This is a genomic window from Candidatus Didemnitutus sp., assembly GCA_019634575.1.
Lineage (GTDB): Bacteria > Verrucomicrobiota > Verrucomicrobiia > Opitutales > Opitutaceae > Didemnitutus.
Genome location: JAHCAY010000001.1, coordinates 1,832,036 through 1,849,762, shown reverse-complemented (window position 1 = coordinate 1,849,762; position 17,727 = coordinate 1,832,036). Strand labels below are relative to the sequence as shown.

At 67.2% G+C, this 17,727-nt stretch carries 17 protein-coding genes; 11 read left to right on the top strand and 6 right to left on the bottom strand.

The features are described from left to right. Positions 1-14 precede the first annotated feature (14 nt). The 6 genes from KF715_07775 (at position 15) to KF715_07750 (ending at position 4,795) form a co-directional block, all read left to right on the top strand. Positions 15-521 (top strand): 6-carboxytetrahydropterin synthase, encoded by a 507-nt coding sequence (locus KF715_07775; protein MBX3736570.1) that lies wholly within the window; start codon positions 15-17, stop codon positions 519-521. A 50-nt stretch (positions 522-571) separates the two neighbouring features. Continuing rightward, a complete protein-coding gene (locus KF715_07770; GenBank protein MBX3736569.1) occupies positions 572-1,552 on the top strand; it encodes a GTP cyclohydrolase I FolE2 in 981 nt (326 codons plus the stop codon). A gap of 13 nt (positions 1,553-1,565) precedes the next feature. Next, positions 1,566-1,844 carry a hypothetical protein gene (locus tag KF715_07765; protein MBX3736568.1) on the top strand — a complete coding sequence of 93 codons (279 nt, stop codon included), beginning with the start codon at positions 1,566-1,568 and terminating at the stop codon, positions 1,842-1,844. Next, positions 1,841-2,563, top strand: a complete 723-nt coding sequence (locus tag KF715_07760; protein ID MBX3736567.1) for an SDR family oxidoreductase — start codon at positions 1,841-1,843, stop codon at positions 2,561-2,563. Before KF715_07765 ends, KF715_07760 begins: the two co-directional genes overlap by 4 nt. Before the next feature lie 161 nt (positions 2,564-2,724). After that, positions 2,725-3,561: a PEP-CTERM sorting domain-containing protein gene (locus tag KF715_07755; protein ID MBX3736566.1), complete on the top strand. Its 837-nt coding sequence runs from the start codon at positions 2,725-2,727 to the stop codon at positions 3,559-3,561. 106 nt (positions 3,562-3,667) lie between these two features. Then, positions 3,668-4,795 carry a cation:proton antiporter gene (locus KF715_07750; protein ID MBX3736565.1) on the top strand — a complete coding sequence of 376 codons (1,128 nt, stop codon included), beginning with the start codon at positions 3,668-3,670 and terminating at the stop codon, positions 4,793-4,795. A 70-nt stretch (positions 4,796-4,865) separates the two neighbouring features. Here the strand turns inward: KF715_07750 and KF715_07745 are convergent, their stop codons facing one another. From KF715_07745 to KF715_07725, 5 genes are all read right to left on the bottom strand, one after another. Further along, positions 4,866-6,443 carry a right-handed parallel beta-helix repeat-containing protein gene (locus KF715_07745; protein ID MBX3736564.1) on the bottom strand — a complete coding sequence of 526 codons (1,578 nt, stop codon included), beginning with the start codon at positions 6,441-6,443 and terminating at the stop codon, positions 4,866-4,868. 227 nt (positions 6,444-6,670) lie between these two features. Next, complete coding sequence (locus KF715_07740) at positions 6,671-8,761, bottom strand: HAD hydrolase family protein (GenBank protein MBX3736563.1); 2,091 nt, start codon at positions 8,759-8,761, stop codon at positions 6,671-6,673. Then, entirely contained in the window at positions 8,758-9,345 is a 588-nt protein-coding gene (locus tag KF715_07735; GenBank protein ID MBX3736562.1) for a mechanosensitive ion channel, read from the bottom strand. The genes KF715_07740 and KF715_07735 overlap by 4 nt, the downstream gene beginning before the upstream one ends. Before the next feature lie 42 nt (positions 9,346-9,387). Continuing rightward, positions 9,388-10,725, bottom strand: coding sequence for a glycosyltransferase (locus KF715_07730; GenBank protein ID MBX3736561.1), 1,338 nt, complete (start codon positions 10,723-10,725; stop codon positions 9,388-9,390). Between the two features lie 253 nt (positions 10,726-10,978). Beyond that, positions 10,979-11,821 (bottom strand): metallophosphoesterase, encoded by an 843-nt coding sequence (locus tag KF715_07725; protein MBX3736560.1) that lies wholly within the window; start codon positions 11,819-11,821, stop codon positions 10,979-10,981. Between the two features lie 181 nt (positions 11,822-12,002). Here KF715_07725 and KF715_07720 point away from each other — a divergent pair, with 181 nt between their 5' ends. The 5 genes from KF715_07720 to KF715_07700 all read left to right on the top strand — a co-directional run bounded on the left by KF715_07720 (position 12,003) and on the right by KF715_07700 (position 16,557). Beyond that, entirely contained in the window at positions 12,003-13,163 is a 1,161-nt protein-coding gene (locus KF715_07720) for a hypothetical protein (GenBank protein MBX3736559.1), read from the top strand. A gap of 64 nt (positions 13,164-13,227) precedes the next feature. After that, the gene (gene creB / locus KF715_07715; GenBank protein MBX3736558.1) at positions 13,228-13,920 is read left to right on the top strand and encodes a two-component system response regulator CreB; all 693 of its coding nucleotides are present in this window, start codon (positions 13,228-13,230) and stop codon (positions 13,918-13,920) included. Next, positions 13,917-15,281 carry a two-component system sensor histidine kinase CreC gene (creC, locus tag KF715_07710; GenBank protein MBX3736557.1) on the top strand — a complete coding sequence of 455 codons (1,365 nt, stop codon included), beginning with the start codon at positions 13,917-13,919 and terminating at the stop codon, positions 15,279-15,281. Before creB ends, creC begins: the two co-directional genes overlap by 4 nt. A 131-nt stretch (positions 15,282-15,412) precedes the next feature. Further along, on the top strand, positions 15,413-16,141 hold the full coding sequence (locus KF715_07705) for an inner membrane CreD family protein (protein ID MBX3736556.1): 729 nt from the start codon (positions 15,413-15,415) through the stop codon (positions 16,139-16,141). After that, positions 16,138-16,557, top strand: coding sequence for a hypothetical protein (locus KF715_07700; protein ID MBX3736555.1), 420 nt, complete (start codon positions 16,138-16,140; stop codon positions 16,555-16,557). The genes KF715_07705 and KF715_07700 overlap by 4 nt, the downstream gene beginning before the upstream one ends. A 34-nt stretch (positions 16,558-16,591) precedes the next feature. Here the strand turns inward: KF715_07700 and ruvB are convergent, their stop codons facing one another. Next, a complete protein-coding gene (gene ruvB / locus KF715_07695; protein ID MBX3736554.1) occupies positions 16,592-17,632 on the bottom strand; it encodes a Holliday junction branch migration DNA helicase RuvB in 1,041 nt (346 codons plus the stop codon). Between the last annotated feature and the right edge of the window lie 95 nt (positions 17,633-17,727).

The following is a 17,727-nucleotide window of genomic DNA, read 5'->3' as shown; positions in this document are numbered from 1 at the left end:
TGGCTCGTCCCTCCATGCCTGCGAAACGCACCGCCCGTTCCCGTCGTCCCGCCACCGCCCGCGCGGCCCAGCCGGCGGCCGTGCGCGTGCTCGACGGGGTCGTGACGATCACGCGCCAGGTGCATTTCAACTCCGCGCACCGGCTCTACAACCCGACGAAGAGCCTCGCGTGGAATCAGGCGCAATACGGCCTCTGCACCAATCCACACTGGCACGGCCACAACTACGTCCTCGAAGTTTCCCTGCGCGGCCGGCCCGACCCGGTGACCGGCTACCTCATGGACCTCGCCGAGCTGAAGCGCATCCTCCAGCGCGCCATCGTCGACAAGTGCGATCACCGCAACCTGAACGACGAAGTCGATTTCCTCCGCGGCATCATTCCCTCGACCGAGAACCTCGTGATCGCGTTCTGGCATGAGATCGCGCCGCACATCAACCTGCCGCACGCGCGCCTGCACTGCGTGCGACTTTACGAAACCCCACGCAACTTCGCCGAATATTTCGGCCCCGCGTCCGCCTGACGCCCGGCGCGCGTCCCACCGGTTATCGTCCCCCGTAGAAAAACGACTCCATGAGCAAATCGAAGCCGATGTATCTCCACCGTTCCGCCGCCGGCACCGCGCCGCGCATCGCGCGCGGCTACGACGCGAAGTTCCGCGCCACGCCGGCCTATCGCGCCTCGCTGCCGGACATGATGGAGGCGGCGCACGACGCCATCCAGGGCGCGAACGTCCCGATCCAGCAGGTCGGCATCCACAACTTCAAACTGCCGCTCAAATACCGCGCGAAGTCCGGCGAGACGCACACGCTCGAGACCAGCGTCACCGGCACGGTGTCGCTCGAGGCCGAGCTGAAGGGCATCAACATGAGCCGCATCATGCGGACCTTCTACGAGCACAAGGACGAGGTCACGACCGGCGAGTGGATGGGCAAGGTGCTGAAAAATTACCTGCGCAACATCGACAGCAAGGATGCGCGCCTGAAAATTTCGTTCTCCTACCCGATGCTGCGCGAGAGCCTGCGCAGCGGCCTCGAGGGCTACCAATTCTACAACGTCGCGTTCGAGGGCGTGATGACCCGCGACGGACGCTACCGGCGCTTCATCCACTTCGACTTCGTCTACTCGTCCGCCTGTCCGTGCTCCGCCGAACTCAGCGAGCATGCGCGCGACCACCGCGCCGCCTACACCGTGCCGCATTCGCAACGCAGCAAGGCGCGCGTCACCGTCGAGGAGGCGCCGGGGAAGAAAATCTGGATCGAGGACATCCATGCACTCTGCCTGCGCGCGCTCCAGACCGAGACGCAGGTGATGGTGAAGCGCGAGGACGAGCAGGCGTTCGCCGAGCTCAATGGCGCGTATCTCAAGTTCGTCGAGGACGCCGCGCGGCTGCTCTACAAGGAGTTCGACGCGGAGAAGCGCATCGTCGACTTCCGCATCGCGTGCTCGCACCTCGAGTCGCTGCACTCGCACGACGCCGTGAGCGTGATTTGCAAGGGCGTGAAGGGCGGCTTCACCGCCGACTTCATGGATTTCGGCGCGCTGCTCTGCTGACGAAAGGCGGCGCATGTGGCAGGAACTCACGCGCGGCACGGCCCTGTTGACGGTCGCCGCGTTGCTGTTGCTGCTGGGTTTCTTCCTCTGGCGCGTGAACAGTGCGCTGAGGAACGCCTTCCGGCATCGCGAGAACTACGCGGAAAATCTGCGCCGCGCCGGCCGGACGGCGGAGGCGGAGCGCGTCGAAGCCGAGACGCGCGGCCTCGCGCGGCGCCTGCCGCTCTACGGCCGGATTTTGGTCGTCGCCGCGCTCGCGCTCGGTCTGGCAGGCTTGCTCCGACTCCGATGAAATCGAAATCCCCCGCCCCCGTCGTGCTCATCACCGGCGCCTCGCAAGGCATCGGCGCCGCCCTCGCCCGCGTGTTCGCCGCCGAAGTGAAAGGCGTCCGTCTCGCGCTGGTCGCCCGCCACGCGCGCAACCTGCGCGCGGTCGCCGCCGAGTGCACCGCGCTCGGCGCGGAGGCCGCGACGTTCCCGGGCGACGCGAGCGACGAGGCCGCCGTGGCGAAGCTGGCGCGCGCCGTGGCGAAGCGCTTCGGTGCCGTCGACGTCCTGATCAACAACGCCGGTGCGTTCACGCAGGCGAAGTTTGCCGACACGACGGTCGCGGCGTTCGATCACATGATCGCGGTGAACCTGCGCAGCGCGTTCCTCGTCACGCGGGCGTTCCTGCCCGCGATGACGGCGCGGCGGCGCGGGGATATTTTCTTCATGAGTTCGATCGCGGGACTCGGCGCGTATCCGAACGCCGCGGCGTATTGCGCCGCAAAATTCGGCGTGACCGGCCTCGCACAGGTGTTGCGCGCCGAGACGCGCGAGGCCGGCGTGCGCGTGTGTTGCGTGCATCCGGGGGCGACGTGGTCGCCCTCGTGGAGCGGGAGCGGCGTGGCGCCGGAGCGCATCATGCCGGCCGAGGATGTGGCCCGCGCATTCCTCGACGTTTATCGGTTGGGTCGCACGACCGTGGTGGAAGAGATCGTGTTGCGGCCGCAGCGCGGCGACCTGTGAGTGGCGCTCCCCGCATGCCAGCAGGGCAGAATGGGGCAGATATTCATCGGAGATTTACCGGAGTGGGTTTCCTAGCCGAAAGGACCTCCGGATTTTCACCCAGTCGCGAGTAAATTGGCTCGCGCATGCGCGGGGGGATTTCACCTTGGCCCACGACCGGCATGAGCTCCCCACGACTCAGCATTTTTGCGCTGTGCATTCTCGCGACCCTCGCGGGGCGGGCGGAGGCGCAGACGGTGCTCTACCGGGATTTCACGAGCACCACGGGCCTGTCTCTGAACTCCGCGCAGGTGAGCAACGGGGCGATCCTGCTCGCGCAGAACCAGCAGGATCGGAGCGGCTCGTTCTTCACCACGTCCAGCTACAACGTCAGCGGGTTCAGCGCGGCCTTCGAGTTCCGCATCTCGAGTCCGGGCGGCATCAGCGACGGCATCGCCGCGGGCGCGGACGGTCTGGCGTTCGTCATCCAGCGCGCGGGAGCGACGGCGCTTGGCGGCAGCGGTGAGGCGCTGGGATATGGGGCGCGCGGCGGCACGAACGGCATCGGCAACAGCGTCGCGGTCGAGTTCGACACTTTCAAAAATTCGTGGGACCCGGACTCCAACCACATCGGCATCGACACGAACGGCAACCTGACGTCGCTCGCGACGGCCGGCGTCTCGAGCGCCTTCGACAATGGCACGAACTGGACTGTGTGGGTGGACTACAACGGCACCGTGCTCGAGGTGCGGGCGAGCCAGAACGGTGTGCGCCCGACCGCGGCACTGCTTTCCCAATCGATCAACATCGCGAACACGATCGGCGGTTCGACGGCGTTCGTCGGCGTCACCGGCGCGACGGGGTCGGCCTTTGGCAAGCACGAGGTGCTGAGCTTTGCGTTCTCGGATACGTATCTTTCCGGAGGCGTTTCGGTGGTGCCCGAGCCGTCGACTTACGTGCTGTTCGCGCTGGGCCTGGGTTTCATCGGCGTCGCGTGCTGGCGCCGTCGCCGGGGCTGAGGGTTCGGCTTGCACGGGTGGAGCGCGCGGCGCTTCATGCGGGCATGTGGCGACGAATCTCCGTTGAGATCAACCGTAGGGTGCCTGTCCGGGCGGAGGGGCCGGCGTGACGAGCATCGAGCTGCTCGTAATTCTGCTTCTGCTGGTGATGGCGGTGCCGGACGTGTGCCGCTGGCTCGGGCGGCCGGCGCTGGCGTATCCGGCGTTCGTGTGCTTCGGGCTGCTGGTCGGGCCGCTCGTGCGGCCGGAAGTCGGCCAGATGCTACGCGAGGCGGGCCAGATCGGGTTCGTGCTGCTGCTCTTCGAGGTCGGCCTCGAGATCGACCTTCCGGTGTGGCGCGAGCTGCGGGCGCCGCTGCGCTATGTCGCGCGTTGGGTGCTGCCGCAGTATCCGGTGCTGATCGCGCTGGCCCGGTTGGCCGGCCTCGGCTGGCTCGAGTCGTTCCTCGCCGCGGCCGCGCTGAGCGCGTGCGCGGTGGGCATGGCGCACGCGGCGTGGAAGGATTTTCCCGGTCTCGACGGGGCGAGCCGCCGATTTGTGCTCTCGGTGATGGTGCTGCTCGAAGTGCTCGCGGTGGTGCTGCTCGCCGTGGAAACCGCCGTGCTCGGCCGCGCGCCGACGTGGCTGTTCGCGCTGAAGCTCGCGGGCATGGCGCTGGTGGTCTACGTGTGCAGCCGCGCGGCCGTGCACGTCGGACGTTTGCTGCAAGCGGTGCTCGAGCGGGCGACGCACTGGCGGCTGCACCTCGTGACGTTGCTCGTGCTGGCGATTTGCGCGGTGGGCGAGCGCTTCGGTCTATCCGGGCCGAAGACGGCGTTTTTCCTCGGGCTGTTCTCCAGTCGGGTGGAGCACGACGGCAAGCACCTCGAGGAATACCTCGCGCCGATCTCGCGGCGCTTCCTGATTCCGCTGTTCTTCGCCGCGCTCGGCACGCAGGTGCCGCTGGCGGCGCTGTGGTCGCGCGAGGCGCTCTACGCGGTGATCGCCGGCGCGCTCATCATCGCGGCGCGGCAGCTGTGGCACGCGCGCGGCGCTCCGCTCGGCGGCGGGCGCGACACCTACCTCCTGCTCTGCCCGAACTTCACCCTCGTGGCGCTCGCCGCCGACGCGCTGCTGAAGGCGCCCGATGTCCCCGCGGGCTGGGCGGTGTGGCTGCTGTTGACCGGTTTGGTAATCACGATCGTCGCGCTCGCCGCGCTGCCGGCGAAGCCGACGGGGGGCGAGGGGCACTGAGGCCGCGTCACTCCTCGCGCGGGTGGAGAACAGGTGTTCCCGCGGTGCGAGTCGAGTGACTGACGAAGGTTTATTCCAGATTACGTGTGCGTATAACTTTGCTCGCACAGTCGGCTGTAATCTCCCACGCTCCGAGTGCGTTTTCCCGGAGATCGTTGTCCTCAAAGGTGCCGCCACCGCCTTGGAATATCCTGATGGCTCGGTAGTTATTCTTCGTGATGCGATTACGGCGAAAAGTGGGATTGCCCTCTTCCGTGATTGCCACTCCGCCAAATGCGTTAGCGAAAATATCATTGTCCTCAAACGTGCCTTGTCCTTTTGCGTGCACAAAGAGGCCACTCTGTTTTCCGTTATGAATGCGGTTACGGCGCAAGGTGGGATTGGCACCTTTCGTGATTTCTACGCCGCTGTATGAGTTGGCGAAGATGTCGTTGTCCTCGAGGGTGCCGAGTCCGTCCTTCTGGATGAGCACGCCGCCTTGTATCCCGTCGTGGATGCGATTGCGACGGAGCGTTGGATTACTCCCGGTCTTGATTTCTATGCCCGCGAGGGCATGTGCATAGATGTCGTTATCCTCGAGAGTGCCCATGCCGTTTTCGTAGACGAAGATTCCAGATCTCTTTCCGTCATGAATGCGGTTGCGGCGTAGGCGCGGGTCGGCTCCGTCGTGGATTGCTACGCAGGCTAGGCTGCGGCTGGTGATGTCGCAGCCCTCGACCTCGAGACGCCCCTGCGCGATATCGATACCGAAGCATCTTTCACCGCCGTTCTGGCGAAGGGTCAAGTTTGCGATGCGTCCCATACTGGTCTTGAAGAGCACAACATCCTTGGCCGTCGCTTCGATGACAATTTCTCCGAGCTCCCCATCGCCGACGATTTCAACCGGCTTGTCGATCACCACGCCTTCGTTGTAGAGCCCCGGGCGCACGAGGATGCGGCTGCCGGGTATGGCGGCGGCGAGCGCCGCTGTGAGGGTGGGATGGTCGCCGCGATGCATGGCGTCGACGATCAAGGTCGGGGGCTCGGTTCGAGCGGAAATCTTCGGCGTGCCGACTGGACCGACGTTCGCGGCGCTGCTGACGGCGGGGGCGGTGATCGTTGCCGGATGCGATCTGCGCTTGCGCGTCGGTTTGGGCGGCGTGACCGCTTTTGCTGCGGCGGGGACGCGTTCCAAGGCGGCGACGACTTGGGTCGCCAGTTGGGCGAGGGTCTTCCCGGCGGCGGGTGTCGTGAGCGGCTCGAAACGCAGTTCGCGCCAGTCGGCGTATTGGCGGGCGGCTAGGATTTCGGCGAGCGTGTCGCTCTTGCGTTTGGCCGCATTGCCGAGCACCGGACACTCGACGTAGTAAACGGGCAGGATGAGGTCACCGCGTTTCAGTTTCTTTTCGCGTTGGAGGAAGCGCTCCAGCTCCGTCCGGCACGCGTGACTTTTGAAGAAGCCGGGCGTGATGATCGGGATGAGGAAAGTCACGGCGTCGAGCGTGTCCTCAATGCGCGCCTGCCATTGCTCGCCCCACTTGATGTCGTTGCGGTCCTGAAAAATGTCGAACGCGTCGCCGGTTTGGAGACGGATTTCACCGCTCAGGCGTTCGCGGAACTGACTCAGACGTCCTTCTTCGTGCTGATCGTCGAAGCGAACGTAACTCATGAAAGCTACCGGGGCATGGCTCATGTGCAGATCGTCATTTCTGCGCGATGGGGAGAGCGCATAGGCCCGGATGCGCTTCGCGAGACAGACTGGCTCCGACAATGCGAATGCGTTGAGCGATGGACAGAAAAAATTACCGCCGCTCGCGCTGCTGACAAAACTGGCGGCGAAGGTCGACGAGGCGCCGCACAGTCGACGTCGGGTCGCCGGCGCGCACTGAGATCGCGTCACTCCTCGCGCGGGGCGGGGCCGGCGTCGAGTTCGTGGCAGGCGTGGAGGAAGGTCGCGGCGGACCACGCCTGGTAGGCCTTGCCCATCGGCCGGCCGGTCTGGCCGTGCACCCACTCGTTGAACTCCCACTCGCGGTCGCGGCCGAGCTGGTTGACTTGGGCGAGGCGGACTAGTTCGCGGCAGGCGACCTCGTGGAAGCCGAGGCGCTGGATGAAGCGCACCCACATGCCGCCGATGAAGGGCCAGATGCCGCCGTTGTGGTAGTGGTGCGGCAGGTTGAGCAGGTTGACGGTGTAGTAGGCGCGCCAGTCGGGGTCGCCGGCCTGCACGACCGGGTAGAGGTTGGCGACGGGCCAGGGCTGGTTGACGCCGACGCCCCACATGAAGCGGAAGGCCGTGCGCGCGCGCTCGACGTCGAGGACGTTCATGAGGAACGCGAGGATGTTGCCGTAGGGATCGCAGCGCCAGTTGAAGGCGAAGGGCGTGATCTCGGCCAAAAGATACTGCGTGTCGCCGAGCGCGAACTGGCGGTCGGCGAAGCGGTGCGGGCGCGTCTCGCCGCTGCCGTTGGTCGTGGGCCAGAACACTTCGAGGATGCGGGAGCGGATCTTCTGCGAGCGGCGCAGGTAGGCGGCGGCGTGGTCGAACTGACCCATCAGCTCGAGGATGCGGCCGTAGCAGACGTTGGCGCGGAACCACAGCACCTCGTCGTAGAGGACGTTGTAGCTGCGGCCGAAAAGGTCGGTCCAGTCGCCGGCCTCGGGGATCTCGAGCAGGCCGTCGTTGTTGGCGTCGTGCGCGGCGAGCCAGACCATGACGTCACGGAGGCGGTCGGCGTGCCGGTAGAGCAGGGAGAGGTCGCCGGTGCGGGCGGCGTAGTTGTAGAGCGCGATGATGACCCACAGGCCGCTGTCGATCGAGGCGATGTTGCCCACGCCCGAATAGTCGGGCTCGCCGGTGTCGATGCGGACGTTGGCGGGGATCTGGCCGTGGACGGAGACGGCGTTGAGCAGGGTCTCGAAGGTGCGGACTTGGGCGGCGCGGACCTCGGGGTCGTTCACCTGGAGCGTGCTCCAGATGGTGATGGCGCCGTCGCGCGCCCAGACGCTGCGGTAGTTGGCGTCGGTGCCGGTGACGGTGTTGTCGGCGAGCGAGCAGGCGGAGAAGCCGAGCGGCGTGATGTTGCGCTTCAGGGCGTCGAGCCCGCGGCCGTAGGCGGTGCGCAGGAGCTCGCGCTCCGGGTCGGTGAGGCCGCCGAGGTGCGTGCCGGTGAAGAGCTGGCGGAAACTCGGCGCGAGGTCGTCGGCGGTGAGGCGGGCCTCGGCGCGGCTGGGCAGGGCGCAGATGACGCCGAAGTGGCAGAGACCGTCGAGCACGCCCTCGGCGATGATCTGCCGCGAGGTGTAGCTCGGGATGTCGACCGTGGCCTCGAAGAGCTCGGGCTGGGCGTTCTCGACGATGATGCCGCGGACGCCGGGCAGGAGGAACATCGAGGAGTCGTTGCCGGTGTCGCCGGCGACGAGCACCTCGTCGGGGGCGATACCGAGGCGGGCGAGGAGCCAGGAGAGCGCGCCGCCCTTGGTGGCGTGGCGCGGCAGGATGTCGAGGTCGCGCGAGCTGGAGTAGACGACGTTGACGTCGAGCTCGGCGGCGGCGAGCTGCGCGCGCAGGCCGCGGATGGCGCCGCGCGGCGCGCGGTCGAGGAACCAGCTGGACTTGAACTCGTGCTGGAACTCGTCCGGTTGCACGCGGGCGCCGGGGAACTTGCCGACGATCTCGCGGACGCGCGCGAGATCCCAGCCCGTTTGGAGGTGGGCATGGAAGTCGGTGAGGAAGGCGCCGGCGCGCACGTCGTAGATCTGCGTGCCGACGCCGCCGAGGTAGAACTCGGCGGCGGGCAGGGTGCCGTCGTCGACGAAGCGGCGCAGGTCGTCGACGAGGCGGCCGCTGTTGTAGACCAGGACAGGGCGGACGGCGGGATCGATGGCCTCCCAGGCGAACTTGAAACGGCGCGTCGCCTCGGGGTTGCCGAGGAGCGTGCCGTCGAGGTCGGAGCTGAAGAGGCGGATCGGTTTCGGCTCGGTCATGTCTGGGTGGGTTCGGGCGCGGAGTCGGCGGCGCGCTCGTGGTGATGGCGGAGCTGGTCGCCGAGGCCGACGGTGTTGCGGCCGGCGCGGCGCCGGAAGACGCGTTGGAAGTAGAGGTTGTTGGGGATCATCACCGACTCGCCGGGGGAGACCTGCAGCGTGGTGAAAATCAGGCTGAGGTCGATCACGCGGCCTTTGACGTTTTCCGTCGGCAGTTCGATTTCGTCGCCCACGGAGAAGGGCTTGAAGACGACGAGCACGAAGGTGCAGAGGAAGTTGCTCAGCACGCTCCAGACGGCGACGAAGCCGATGGCGACGAGGCCGAGGACGGTGCCGAGCAGCGCGAGGATGGTGCCGAGCTCGAAGCCCCAGAGGCCGAGGATCATCAGTGCCGCGATGGCGAGGACCGAGGTGCGGAGCGTGAGCCGCACCGGAGCGAGCGCGAGGCGCGGGAGGCCGGCCCACTGGGCGAATTTGAGGATGCGGCCCTTGAGGCCGAAGAACAGGATGAGGGCGATCGTCGCGATGACGGTGCTCTCGATCAGGCGGACGAGCGTGTCGCGGTCGAGAGAGAGTATATCCATGCGGGATGAGGAGAGGTTGGAGGTGATGGAACGGACCGCGGATCAATCGCCGTCGTTCCAAGGTTCGTCCCACTCGGTGTCGCTGAAGGCGAGGGCGGTGGCCCGCTCCTCGATCAGGCTGACGAGCTGCTGGGCGATGCCGGTCCAGGTGAAGAGACTGCGCGCCTTGTGGGCGCCCATGCGCGCGAGACGCGTGGAGAGCCGCGGGTGGCGCAGGACCTTCACGATCGAGATGCCGAGATCGAGCTTGTCGAAGGAGTCGGCGTAGAGCGCGTGGCGCCCGAAGGTGACGGCGCGATAGAGTCCGCCATGCGTGGTGATGACCGTCGGTGTGCCGCAGGCCATGGCCTCGATCGCGGTCATGCCGAAGGGTTCGTAGCGGCTGCTGAGCACGAAGACGTCCGCGGCGCGGTAGTGGTTGGCGAGGTCGCGATCGGAGACGAAGCCGCCGAAGGTGACGCGTGAGCGGAGCTTGTAGCGGCGGACGCGTTTCTTCAGGTCGGCGAGGATGGCTTTTTCCGCGGCGTTGAGGCGCGTGCCGCCCACGGCGAGGTGAAGGTGGGCGTCCTCGATGCGCGGCGCGACCACGGAAAAGGCGTCGATCAGCAGGTCGTAGCCCTTGTTGCGGGCGAGGCGGCCGATGGCGAGGACGACCTTGCCCTTGAAGCCGAGGCGGCGGCGCAGCGTCTCGCGCGAGGCGGCGCTGACCGGGAAGAAGCGGTTGTCGTCGTAGCCCGGCGGGATCATGTGCACGTGCTCGGCGGGCGCGCCGTAGTCGCTCACGATCATGTCGACTTGGGGCGGCGTGGTGGCGATGACCTCGTCGCAGTGCCGGTAGAGCAGGGTCTCCTCGTTGATGCGCTGGGTGAAGTTGTATTTCTTCTCGAAGTGCGCGGCGTCGTGCGGGAAATCGCGCTCCATGAGCTGCTTTTTCCAGAGGCCGAGCGAGTGCGGCGTGTGGATGTGCGGCACGTCGAGGGCCTCGGTCAGGCGCTGGGTGGCAAAACCGGCGTCCCAGTAATGGCTGTTGAAAAACTGGTAGCGGAGGCGGTGCTTCTTGATGAAGCGCAGCGCGTGCTCGGCCCACTCGGGCAGGTGGCGGACGAGATATTCCTTGTCGATGAAGTCCGGGCCGCCACACGGCACGCGGATGATGCGGACCCGGTCGGCTACGGGCTCGATCTCGGGCTGGTCCTCGAAACGGCGGGTCCAGATGTCGACTTCGAAGCCGAGCTGGGCGAGTTTCTTGGAGAGTTCGAGCACGTAGACGACCTGGCCGCCGGTATCGGCGGCGCCGAGCGGCGGTTGGGCCGCGACATAACCATGCGTGGAGACCATGCCGATGCGCGGCAGGCGGGACTCAGGGAGTTTGCTAGACATAGGGTCCTTTCGTTCGGTCCGCGGGCGCTGAGTCGGCGCTGGCGGACGGTTTCGGATTGAGCGCGCGGCGAGGGGCGCAAGCGCGAGGCCGCAGAGGCGGCGGAGGCGGCGCGCTCACACGCGCGTGGATGCGAACCCGTGCAGGACGCAGTCGTGCGAGCGACGCCGTGGTCAAGAGACTTCCGTCGCGCGCGAGTGCCAAGGAAAACGGCATGGGGGATTCCCCCAAATTTCGGCGCGCGCCGTGCACCGCTCAGGCGCGACGCAAAGTGAAGAGCGCGACCTCCGGCCGGACGTTGAAACGCACACGCATCAGGTGGCCGACGCCGCGGGAAATGTAGAGCTGGCGGTCGCCGGCGAGCGTGAAGGCGCCGCTCGTGTAGCGACGGTTTTTCACCGGCAGAATGGGCGGCGGGAGAAACGGCGGTTTGCACTGACCGCCGTGGGTGTGGCCGGCGAGGATCCAGCTGCGGAAGTTTTCCCAGCCGGGCAGGTCGCACGCATCCGGGTTGTGGCAGAGGGCGAGCGCCGGCGCGTCCGCGGGCAAGCCGGCCAGCGCGCGCGCCGGGTCGAAGCGACCGGCCCACAAATCGTCGAAGCCCACGAGGCGCAAGCCGGCGCAATCCGCCTGGGCGTTGCGGAGGACCTGCACGCCGGCGCGAGTGAGCTCGGCGGTGACGGCGTCGGCCTCGTCGGCGTGGCTCCAGTTGTGTCCGTAGTCGTGGTTGCCGAGGACGGCGTAGCTGCCGAGCGAGCCACGAGGGAATGCGGCGAGCAACCGCCGCACCTCGGCGAGGCCGGATGCGCCGCTGGCGGTGATGAGGTCGCCGGTTTGCACGACGATGTCCGGCCGGCGCGCGGCGATGCGGCGAAACGTCTCCGCAATGTAGTCGGGATCGACGTCGCGGCCGATGTGCAGATCGGAAAAGTGCGCCAGCGTGCGCCCGGCGAGATGCGGCGGCAGGTGGCGGATCGGCAGATCGCGTTCGGTGATCTCGAGCCAATGCGGCTCGATGCGCCAGGTGTAGAGCAAGGTCAACGGGACGCCCGCGGCGGCAGCGAGAAAGGCGCGGCGAGTGAGCGGGGGGAGCGACATGGCGGAGTCGGTTGCGCCCACGCTGCCGGCCGCCGTGGTCGCGCGCAAGCGTCGCGATGTTTGGTCTCGAAGAACGCGCGCGGGGCGGCACACTGCGCGGGTCGGCGTCGAGCGACGCCGCGGCGCGCCGGGGCCACGGCGGGTCGATCCCCACGCGTCTCTCCCGATCGTCTCCGGCCCCATGAACACACCCCGTTCACTCCACGCCGCGCTGTGCGCGGTCGGTTTTTTCCTGTCGCTCGCCGCACACGTCGCGGCGCAAACCCCGCCCGAGCCGCGCGTCACTGCGCTCGTTGGGCATCTCGAGTTGGGCTACGACATCCGCGTGAGCATCGCGGGCCTGGAGGCGTGGGCCGCGCAGCCCGGCAACGACGTCGGCCGGCTCGTGCCGGTGATCAACGGTCGCGCGATTCGCGGCTGTTACCCGATCGAGCAGGACCTGGCGGACGGCACGGTGAATTTCCGTCCGCAGATTCTCCCGCAGAACCGCGACGTCTGGGTCGATCTGCTGGGCGAGCCGAAAGCGCGGACGAAGTCGGTCGCGTTCTCGGTCGAGCAGGAGGATCGGTCGCCGTTCGCCACGGCGCTGATCGGCAAGGCCGGTCCGCAGCTCACGGTGATCTCGAGCGTCTACGGCGCGATCGCGCTCGTGCTGGTCGCGCTGATCGGCATCGCCTGCGTGGGGCTCGGACAACGCACGGGCTTGCTGCGCGATGCCGGACCCGCGGGCCAGCTGCGCCCCTACAACCTCGGCCGCTGCCAGATGGCGTTTTGGTTTTTGCTCACGTTCGCTTCCTACCTGGTCATCTGGCTCATCACCGATGCCGCGGACACGATCACGCCGGGTTTGCTCGGCCTCATGGGCATCAGCGCGACGACGGCGCTGGGCGAGGTTTTCATCGATGCCAACAAGGACGCGGCGGCCGGAGCGCAACGCCTCGCGCTGACCGCGGAGCGCCAGGCGCTCGCCCAGACAGCGACGGAGACGGCGGCGAAACTCGCCACGTTCGCGGACGACGCGGTCGTCGCCCGTGCGGACGCCACGCGCCAGCTGACGGAGCAACGCACACGCCTCGCGCAGATCGATGCGCAACTCCCGACGCTCGCGCCGACGCCCGGCGCGAACGTCTCGGGCGGTTTCCTCGTCGACATCCTGTCCGATGCGCAGGGCTACAGTTTCCATCGTTTCCAGATCGTCGCCTGGACGCTCGCGCTCGGTCTGGTCTTCCTCTCCTCGGTCTACAACAGCCTCGCGATGCCGGAATTCAGCGCGACGATGCTCGGTTTGATGGGCATGAGCGCCGGCACCTACATCGGCTTCAAGCTCCCAGAAAAACGCTGAGCTGCCGCGCGGAGCGCAGGGAAGCAGGCTTGCGCGTCCCGGCGATTCGTGCCGAAACAGGCGCGTGACCACCCGCCGCCCCATCGTGCTCGTCGTCGAAGACGAGGCCGGCATCGCCGAAACGATCGTCTACGCCTTGCGCACCGAGGGCTTCGAGCCGCGATGGAAAACCACCGGGCGGGACGCGCTCGCGGCGGCGCGCACGGAGCCAGTCGCGCTCGTGGTGCTCGACGTCGGCTTGCCCGACATGAGCGGCTTCGACGTCTGCCGCGAGCTGCAGCGTGTCGCACCCGTGCCGGTGATTTTCCTGACGGCGCGCGCGAGCGAAGTGGACAAGATCGTGGGGCTCGAGCTGGGCGCGGACGACTATCTCGCCAAGCCGTTCAGCCCGCGCGAACTCACGGCGCGCGTGCGCGCCGTGCTGCGGCGCACGCAGGGCGCGCCGCGTGCGGCGACGGCGGTCGATGCGGTGTGGCAACACGACGCCGAGCGCTGCCGGATCACGTTTCGCGGGCACCCGCTCGACCTGACGCGGAACGAGTATCGGTTGTTGGCGACGCTGCTCGCGGCACCGGGGCGAGTGTTCAGTCGCGATCAGTTGATGACTGCGGCGTGGGACGATCCCGGTGCCGCCCTCGACCGCACAGTGGACGCCCACGTGAAGCAGGTGCGCGCGAAACTGCGTGAGGTCGATCCGGAGAGCGATCCGATCGTGACGCATCGCGGGTTGGGCTATTCGTTGCGCGAGGAAACGTGAGGATACGCACGCTCATCTTCGGCGTCTATGTCGGTGTGTCGGCGCTGGGTTTCGCCGCGGTGATGGGCATGGCGCTGCGGGACGTGCGGCTGCGCTACGTGGAGTCGATGCGGCGCACGATGGGCGACACGGCGGCGTTCCTCGCGGCTTTCGCAGCGCAGGAGCCGGAGGCGGATTGGGCGCGGCGGTTGCGGCAGATGCCGGCGCAGGCGGAATTGTTGCGGGTCTTCGCGTGCGATGCGGAGGGACGCGTGACCTTCGATGCGGGCGGGCGTGACGTCGGGCAGGTTTACGCTTGGGGGATGTTCGGCGGCGGAAAGTTCGCTTCGGAAAATTACACGTTGCCCAATGTGGCCGTCGTGGACAACGAGCTGCGCGTGCGCGCGCCGGTGCGGCGCGGGGGCGAGATCGTCGGCTGGGTCGGCGTGGGCCGTCCGCTGGCGACTGTGGTCGAGGGCGTGACACGCGCGCGGTGGCGGCTGGTTTTCTGGGCGGGCGCGATCGCGCTCGTGATGGTCGCGGTGGGTTGGTGGGTGTCGGCGCAACTCGTGCGCTCGCTCGAGCGCCTCACCGTGCACGCCCGGGCGGTGCGCGACGGACGCATGTCGGCGGCGCCGACCTCGCGGGCGCGGGAAATCGCGGAGCTGGCGCGGGCGTTCGAGGAGATGCGCGATGCCTTGGAAGGGCGAAAGCACGTGGAGCGCTACACGCAGGTGCTCGCGCACGAGGTGAAGGCGCCGCTGGCGGCGATCCGGGGCGCGGCGGAGTTGATGGACGAGGCGATGCCGGAGGAGCAGAGGGCGAAATTTCTGGCGAACATCCGCGCGGAGTCGGCGCGCATCCAGGCAATCGTCGAACGGTTGTTGGAGCTGTCGTCGCTCGAAGCGCGAAAGCAGCTGACGCGCGTCGAACGGCTGGATGCGGCGGCATTGGCGGAGGAGGCGGCGGGAGTGCTGCGCGGGGCGTTCGCGGCGGCGGGCGTGACGCTGCGAGTGGATGCGACGGAGGGAGCGAACGTGCACGGCGAGCGCGTGCTGTTGCGGGAGGCGCTGGTGAATCTGCTGCAGAACGCGCTGGACTTTTCGCCGCGCGGCGCGGAGGTCGTGCTGCGCGCGGTAGGTGCGGGCGGGAAGGCGGTGTTCACGGTCGAGGATCGCGGCCCGGGTGTGCCGGACTACGCGCTGCCGCGGGTGTTTGAGCGGTTTTATTCGCTGCCGCGGCCGGGGACGGAGCGGAAAAGCACGGGGCTGGGCCTCGCGCTCGTGCGCGAGATCGCGCACCTGCACGGCGGCGAAGCGACGCTGGAAAATCGCGCGGACGGCGCGGGTGCGCGGGCGGTGTTGAGTGTGTCGGTGGGATAACGCGGGACCTCTGGGACCGCCGCGCAGTTGGCATCACGTTTTCGGTGCGCCCAGCGGTCGCACCCTGCCTTCGCGCGGCGATTTCACGTCGCCTTCATCAGGTTTTCACGCAGGCCTGCGACGATGAGCGCATGGACACTGCTTTGCCTCCCGTCATCGGCGCGCCGGTCAAGCGGCGCAGTCATGTCAGCCTCAAGCTGCTCTTCATCGCTTTGCTCGTGCTCGTGCTGCACGTGCCGCTGACGCTGATCAACGATCTGCGGCAGGAGCGCGCGCAGAACCGGGCGGCGGGCGAGAAGGCAGCGGTCGAGCGACGCGAGGTCGCGAGTGAAACAGACGAGGCCGCCGCGCGCCGCGCGCCTCAGTCCTCGCTGGTCGCGACTGAGGCCGCGTCAGGGGCGGCGGAAGGATACCGCATGGTGGAGCGGGCGCTGAAGCACAGCGTGCTGGTGCTGACGCTGGTGTTCACGGCGTTTTTCCTCTTCGAGACGCTGACGGGGCTGCGGCTGCACGCGGTGCACTACGGCTTGGTGGGTGCGGCGCTGTGTCTGTTTTATCTCGCGTTGCTGGCGCTCGGCGAGGTGTTGGAGCCGGGCTGGGCATACGTCGGCGCGGCGGTGGCGTCGTCGCTGCTGATCGTGGGCTACAGCGCGTCGATTCTGCGGAGTTACGCACGGGCGGCGTCGATTGCGGCGCTGCTCGCGAGCGAACACAGCGTGCTCTACGTGGTGTTGCGGATGGAAAACTACGCGTTGCTCGCCGGCACGGGCGCTCTGTTCGCGGTGCTCGCCGCGCTGATGTGGTTCACGCGGAACGTGGATTGGTTCGCGCAGGAGGTGGGGAAGGAGGCGCGGGGGTGAAAATGAAACTCCTTGGGCTGATCGCGGCTTTCATGGGTGCATTGTTCGGGTCGTCCTGCCGTGCCGGATACGATCACTGCGCAGAAACAAAAGTTGGTGGGATCACGATCCGCGTCGGCCTTGAGCGCTCGCACCCTTGGTTAGCCGAATACAGAAAGTTTCTCGAAATCGAGCAAGCGGGTGTCCTGCGACGAAAGGAGATTTTTCAGGATAGTGGTGGTTACGCGTGGGTCACGCTTTTCGACGATCACGGTCGATTCGAGGTCCGTGATCTGGACGACGTGCAGTTCACCGCGACCTTGAATCACCATGCGGCGACGCGAAAATATTTGGGCCGCTTCGATTTCGATTTAAGGCGAACGTATCGATTCATTCCGGCGTCCGAGGATGCACGCGAGCCGAAGGTTTCCCCGTGAACCGGACAAAGGCAGGCGGGACGCCTGCGCTACGCTACAGCAGTGCCTGCTGGTCGCTGCTTGCGAGCGGCTTCAGGCCGATGGCGTGGTAACCCTTTGGCGTGAGGATGCGGCCTTGGGCGGTGCGGGCGAGGTAGCCTTCCTGGATCAGGAACGGCTCGTGGACTTCCTCGAGCGTGTCGGCCTCTTCGCCGACGGCGATGGCGATGGTGCCGAGGCCGACAGGGCCGCCTTTGTAGTTTTCGGCCATGAGGCGCAGGACGCGCTTGTCCATCTCGTCGAGGCCGGAGGCGTCGATTTCAAGGAGTTCGAGCGCGGCGGCGGCGACGGGCTGCGTGATTTTGCCTTTCGCTTTTTCCTGTGCGTAGTCGCGGACGAAGTTGACGAGATTGTTGGCGATGCGCGGCGTGCCGCGGGCGCGGGTGGCGATTTCCTGCGCGCCGCCGGCGTCGATCTCGACTTTGAGGAGGCCGCAGCTGCGTTCGACGATGCCGCAGAGCGTGGCGCGGTCGTAGTAGTCGAGGCGCGTGTTGAGCGTGAAGCGCGAGCGCAGCGGCGCGGTGAGCAGGCCAGCGCGCGTGGTGGCGCCGACGAGAGTGAACTTCGGGATCGTGAGCCGGACGCTGCGGGCGTTCGGGCCTTGGTCGATCATGATGTCGAGGCGGAAGTCCTCCATCGCGGAGTAGAGATACTCTTCGACGGTTTTCGAAATGCGGTGGATTTCGTCGATGAAGAGGATGTCGCCTTCCTCGAGATTCGTGAGCATACCGGCGAGGTCGCCGGGTTTTTCGATCACGGGGCCGGAGGTGACGCGGACGTTGCGGCCGAGTTCGTGGCCGAGGATGAAGGCGAGCGTGGTCTTGCCGAGGCCGGGCGGGCCGGAGAGCAGGATGTGGTTCAGCGCTTCGCCGCGGCGCTTCGAGGCGCCGACCATGATCTTGAGGCGATCGACGGTTTTCGGCTGGCCGGCGAAGTCGGCGAAGGAGAGCGGACGCAGCGCGGCCTCGGTCTGCGAAACCGGCGCGCTCAGCGCGTTCGTGATGAAATCGGTGCCTTTGTTGGGTTCCTTGGGCATGAAATTAAACGCGAAGACGCGAAGGCGCGAAGAAGTGGGAGGACAGCTGCGGAGGCGCGCTTTGCGTCTTGGCTTCTTTGCGTTTCAAGAGCGGC

What these genes read in the sequence shown, in the direction of transcription:
- KF715_07760 (MBX3736567.1), top strand. Translation starts at nt 1,841, where the DNA reads ATGAAATCGAAATCCCCCGCCCCCGTCGTGCTCATCACCGGCGCCTCG.
- KF715_07775 (MBX3736570.1), top strand. Translation starts at nt 15, where the DNA reads ATGCCTGCGAAACGCACCGCCCGTTCCCGTCGTCCCGCCACCGCCCGC.
- KF715_07725 (MBX3736560.1), bottom strand. Translation starts at nt 11,821, where the DNA reads ATGTCGCTCCCCCCGCTCACTCGCCGCGCCTTTCTCGCTGCCGCCGCG.
- ruvB (MBX3736554.1), bottom strand. Translation starts at nt 17,632, where the DNA reads ATGCCCAAGGAACCCAACAAAGGCACCGATTTCATCACGAACGCGCTG.
- KF715_07770 (MBX3736569.1), top strand. Translation starts at nt 572, where the DNA reads ATGAGCAAATCGAAGCCGATGTATCTCCACCGTTCCGCCGCCGGCACC.
- KF715_07765 (MBX3736568.1), top strand. Translation starts at nt 1,566, where the DNA reads ATGTGGCAGGAACTCACGCGCGGCACGGCCCTGTTGACGGTCGCCGCG.
- KF715_07720 (MBX3736559.1), top strand. Translation starts at nt 12,003, where the DNA reads ATGAACACACCCCGTTCACTCCACGCCGCGCTGTGCGCGGTCGGTTTT.
- KF715_07755 (MBX3736566.1), top strand. Translation starts at nt 2,725, where the DNA reads ATGAGCTCCCCACGACTCAGCATTTTTGCGCTGTGCATTCTCGCGACC.
- KF715_07735 (MBX3736562.1), bottom strand. Translation starts at nt 9,345, where the DNA reads ATGGATATACTCTCTCTCGACCGCGACACGCTCGTCCGCCTGATCGAG.
- KF715_07745 (MBX3736564.1), bottom strand. Translation starts at nt 6,443, where the DNA reads ATGAGTTACGTTCGCTTCGACGATCAGCACGAAGAAGGACGTCTGAGT.
- KF715_07705 (MBX3736556.1), top strand. Translation starts at nt 15,413, where the DNA reads ATGGACACTGCTTTGCCTCCCGTCATCGGCGCGCCGGTCAAGCGGCGC.
- KF715_07730 (MBX3736561.1), bottom strand. Translation starts at nt 10,725, where the DNA reads ATGTCTAGCAAACTCCCTGAGTCCCGCCTGCCGCGCATCGGCATGGTC.
- KF715_07740 (MBX3736563.1), bottom strand. Translation starts at nt 8,761, where the DNA reads ATGACCGAGCCGAAACCGATCCGCCTCTTCAGCTCCGACCTCGACGGC.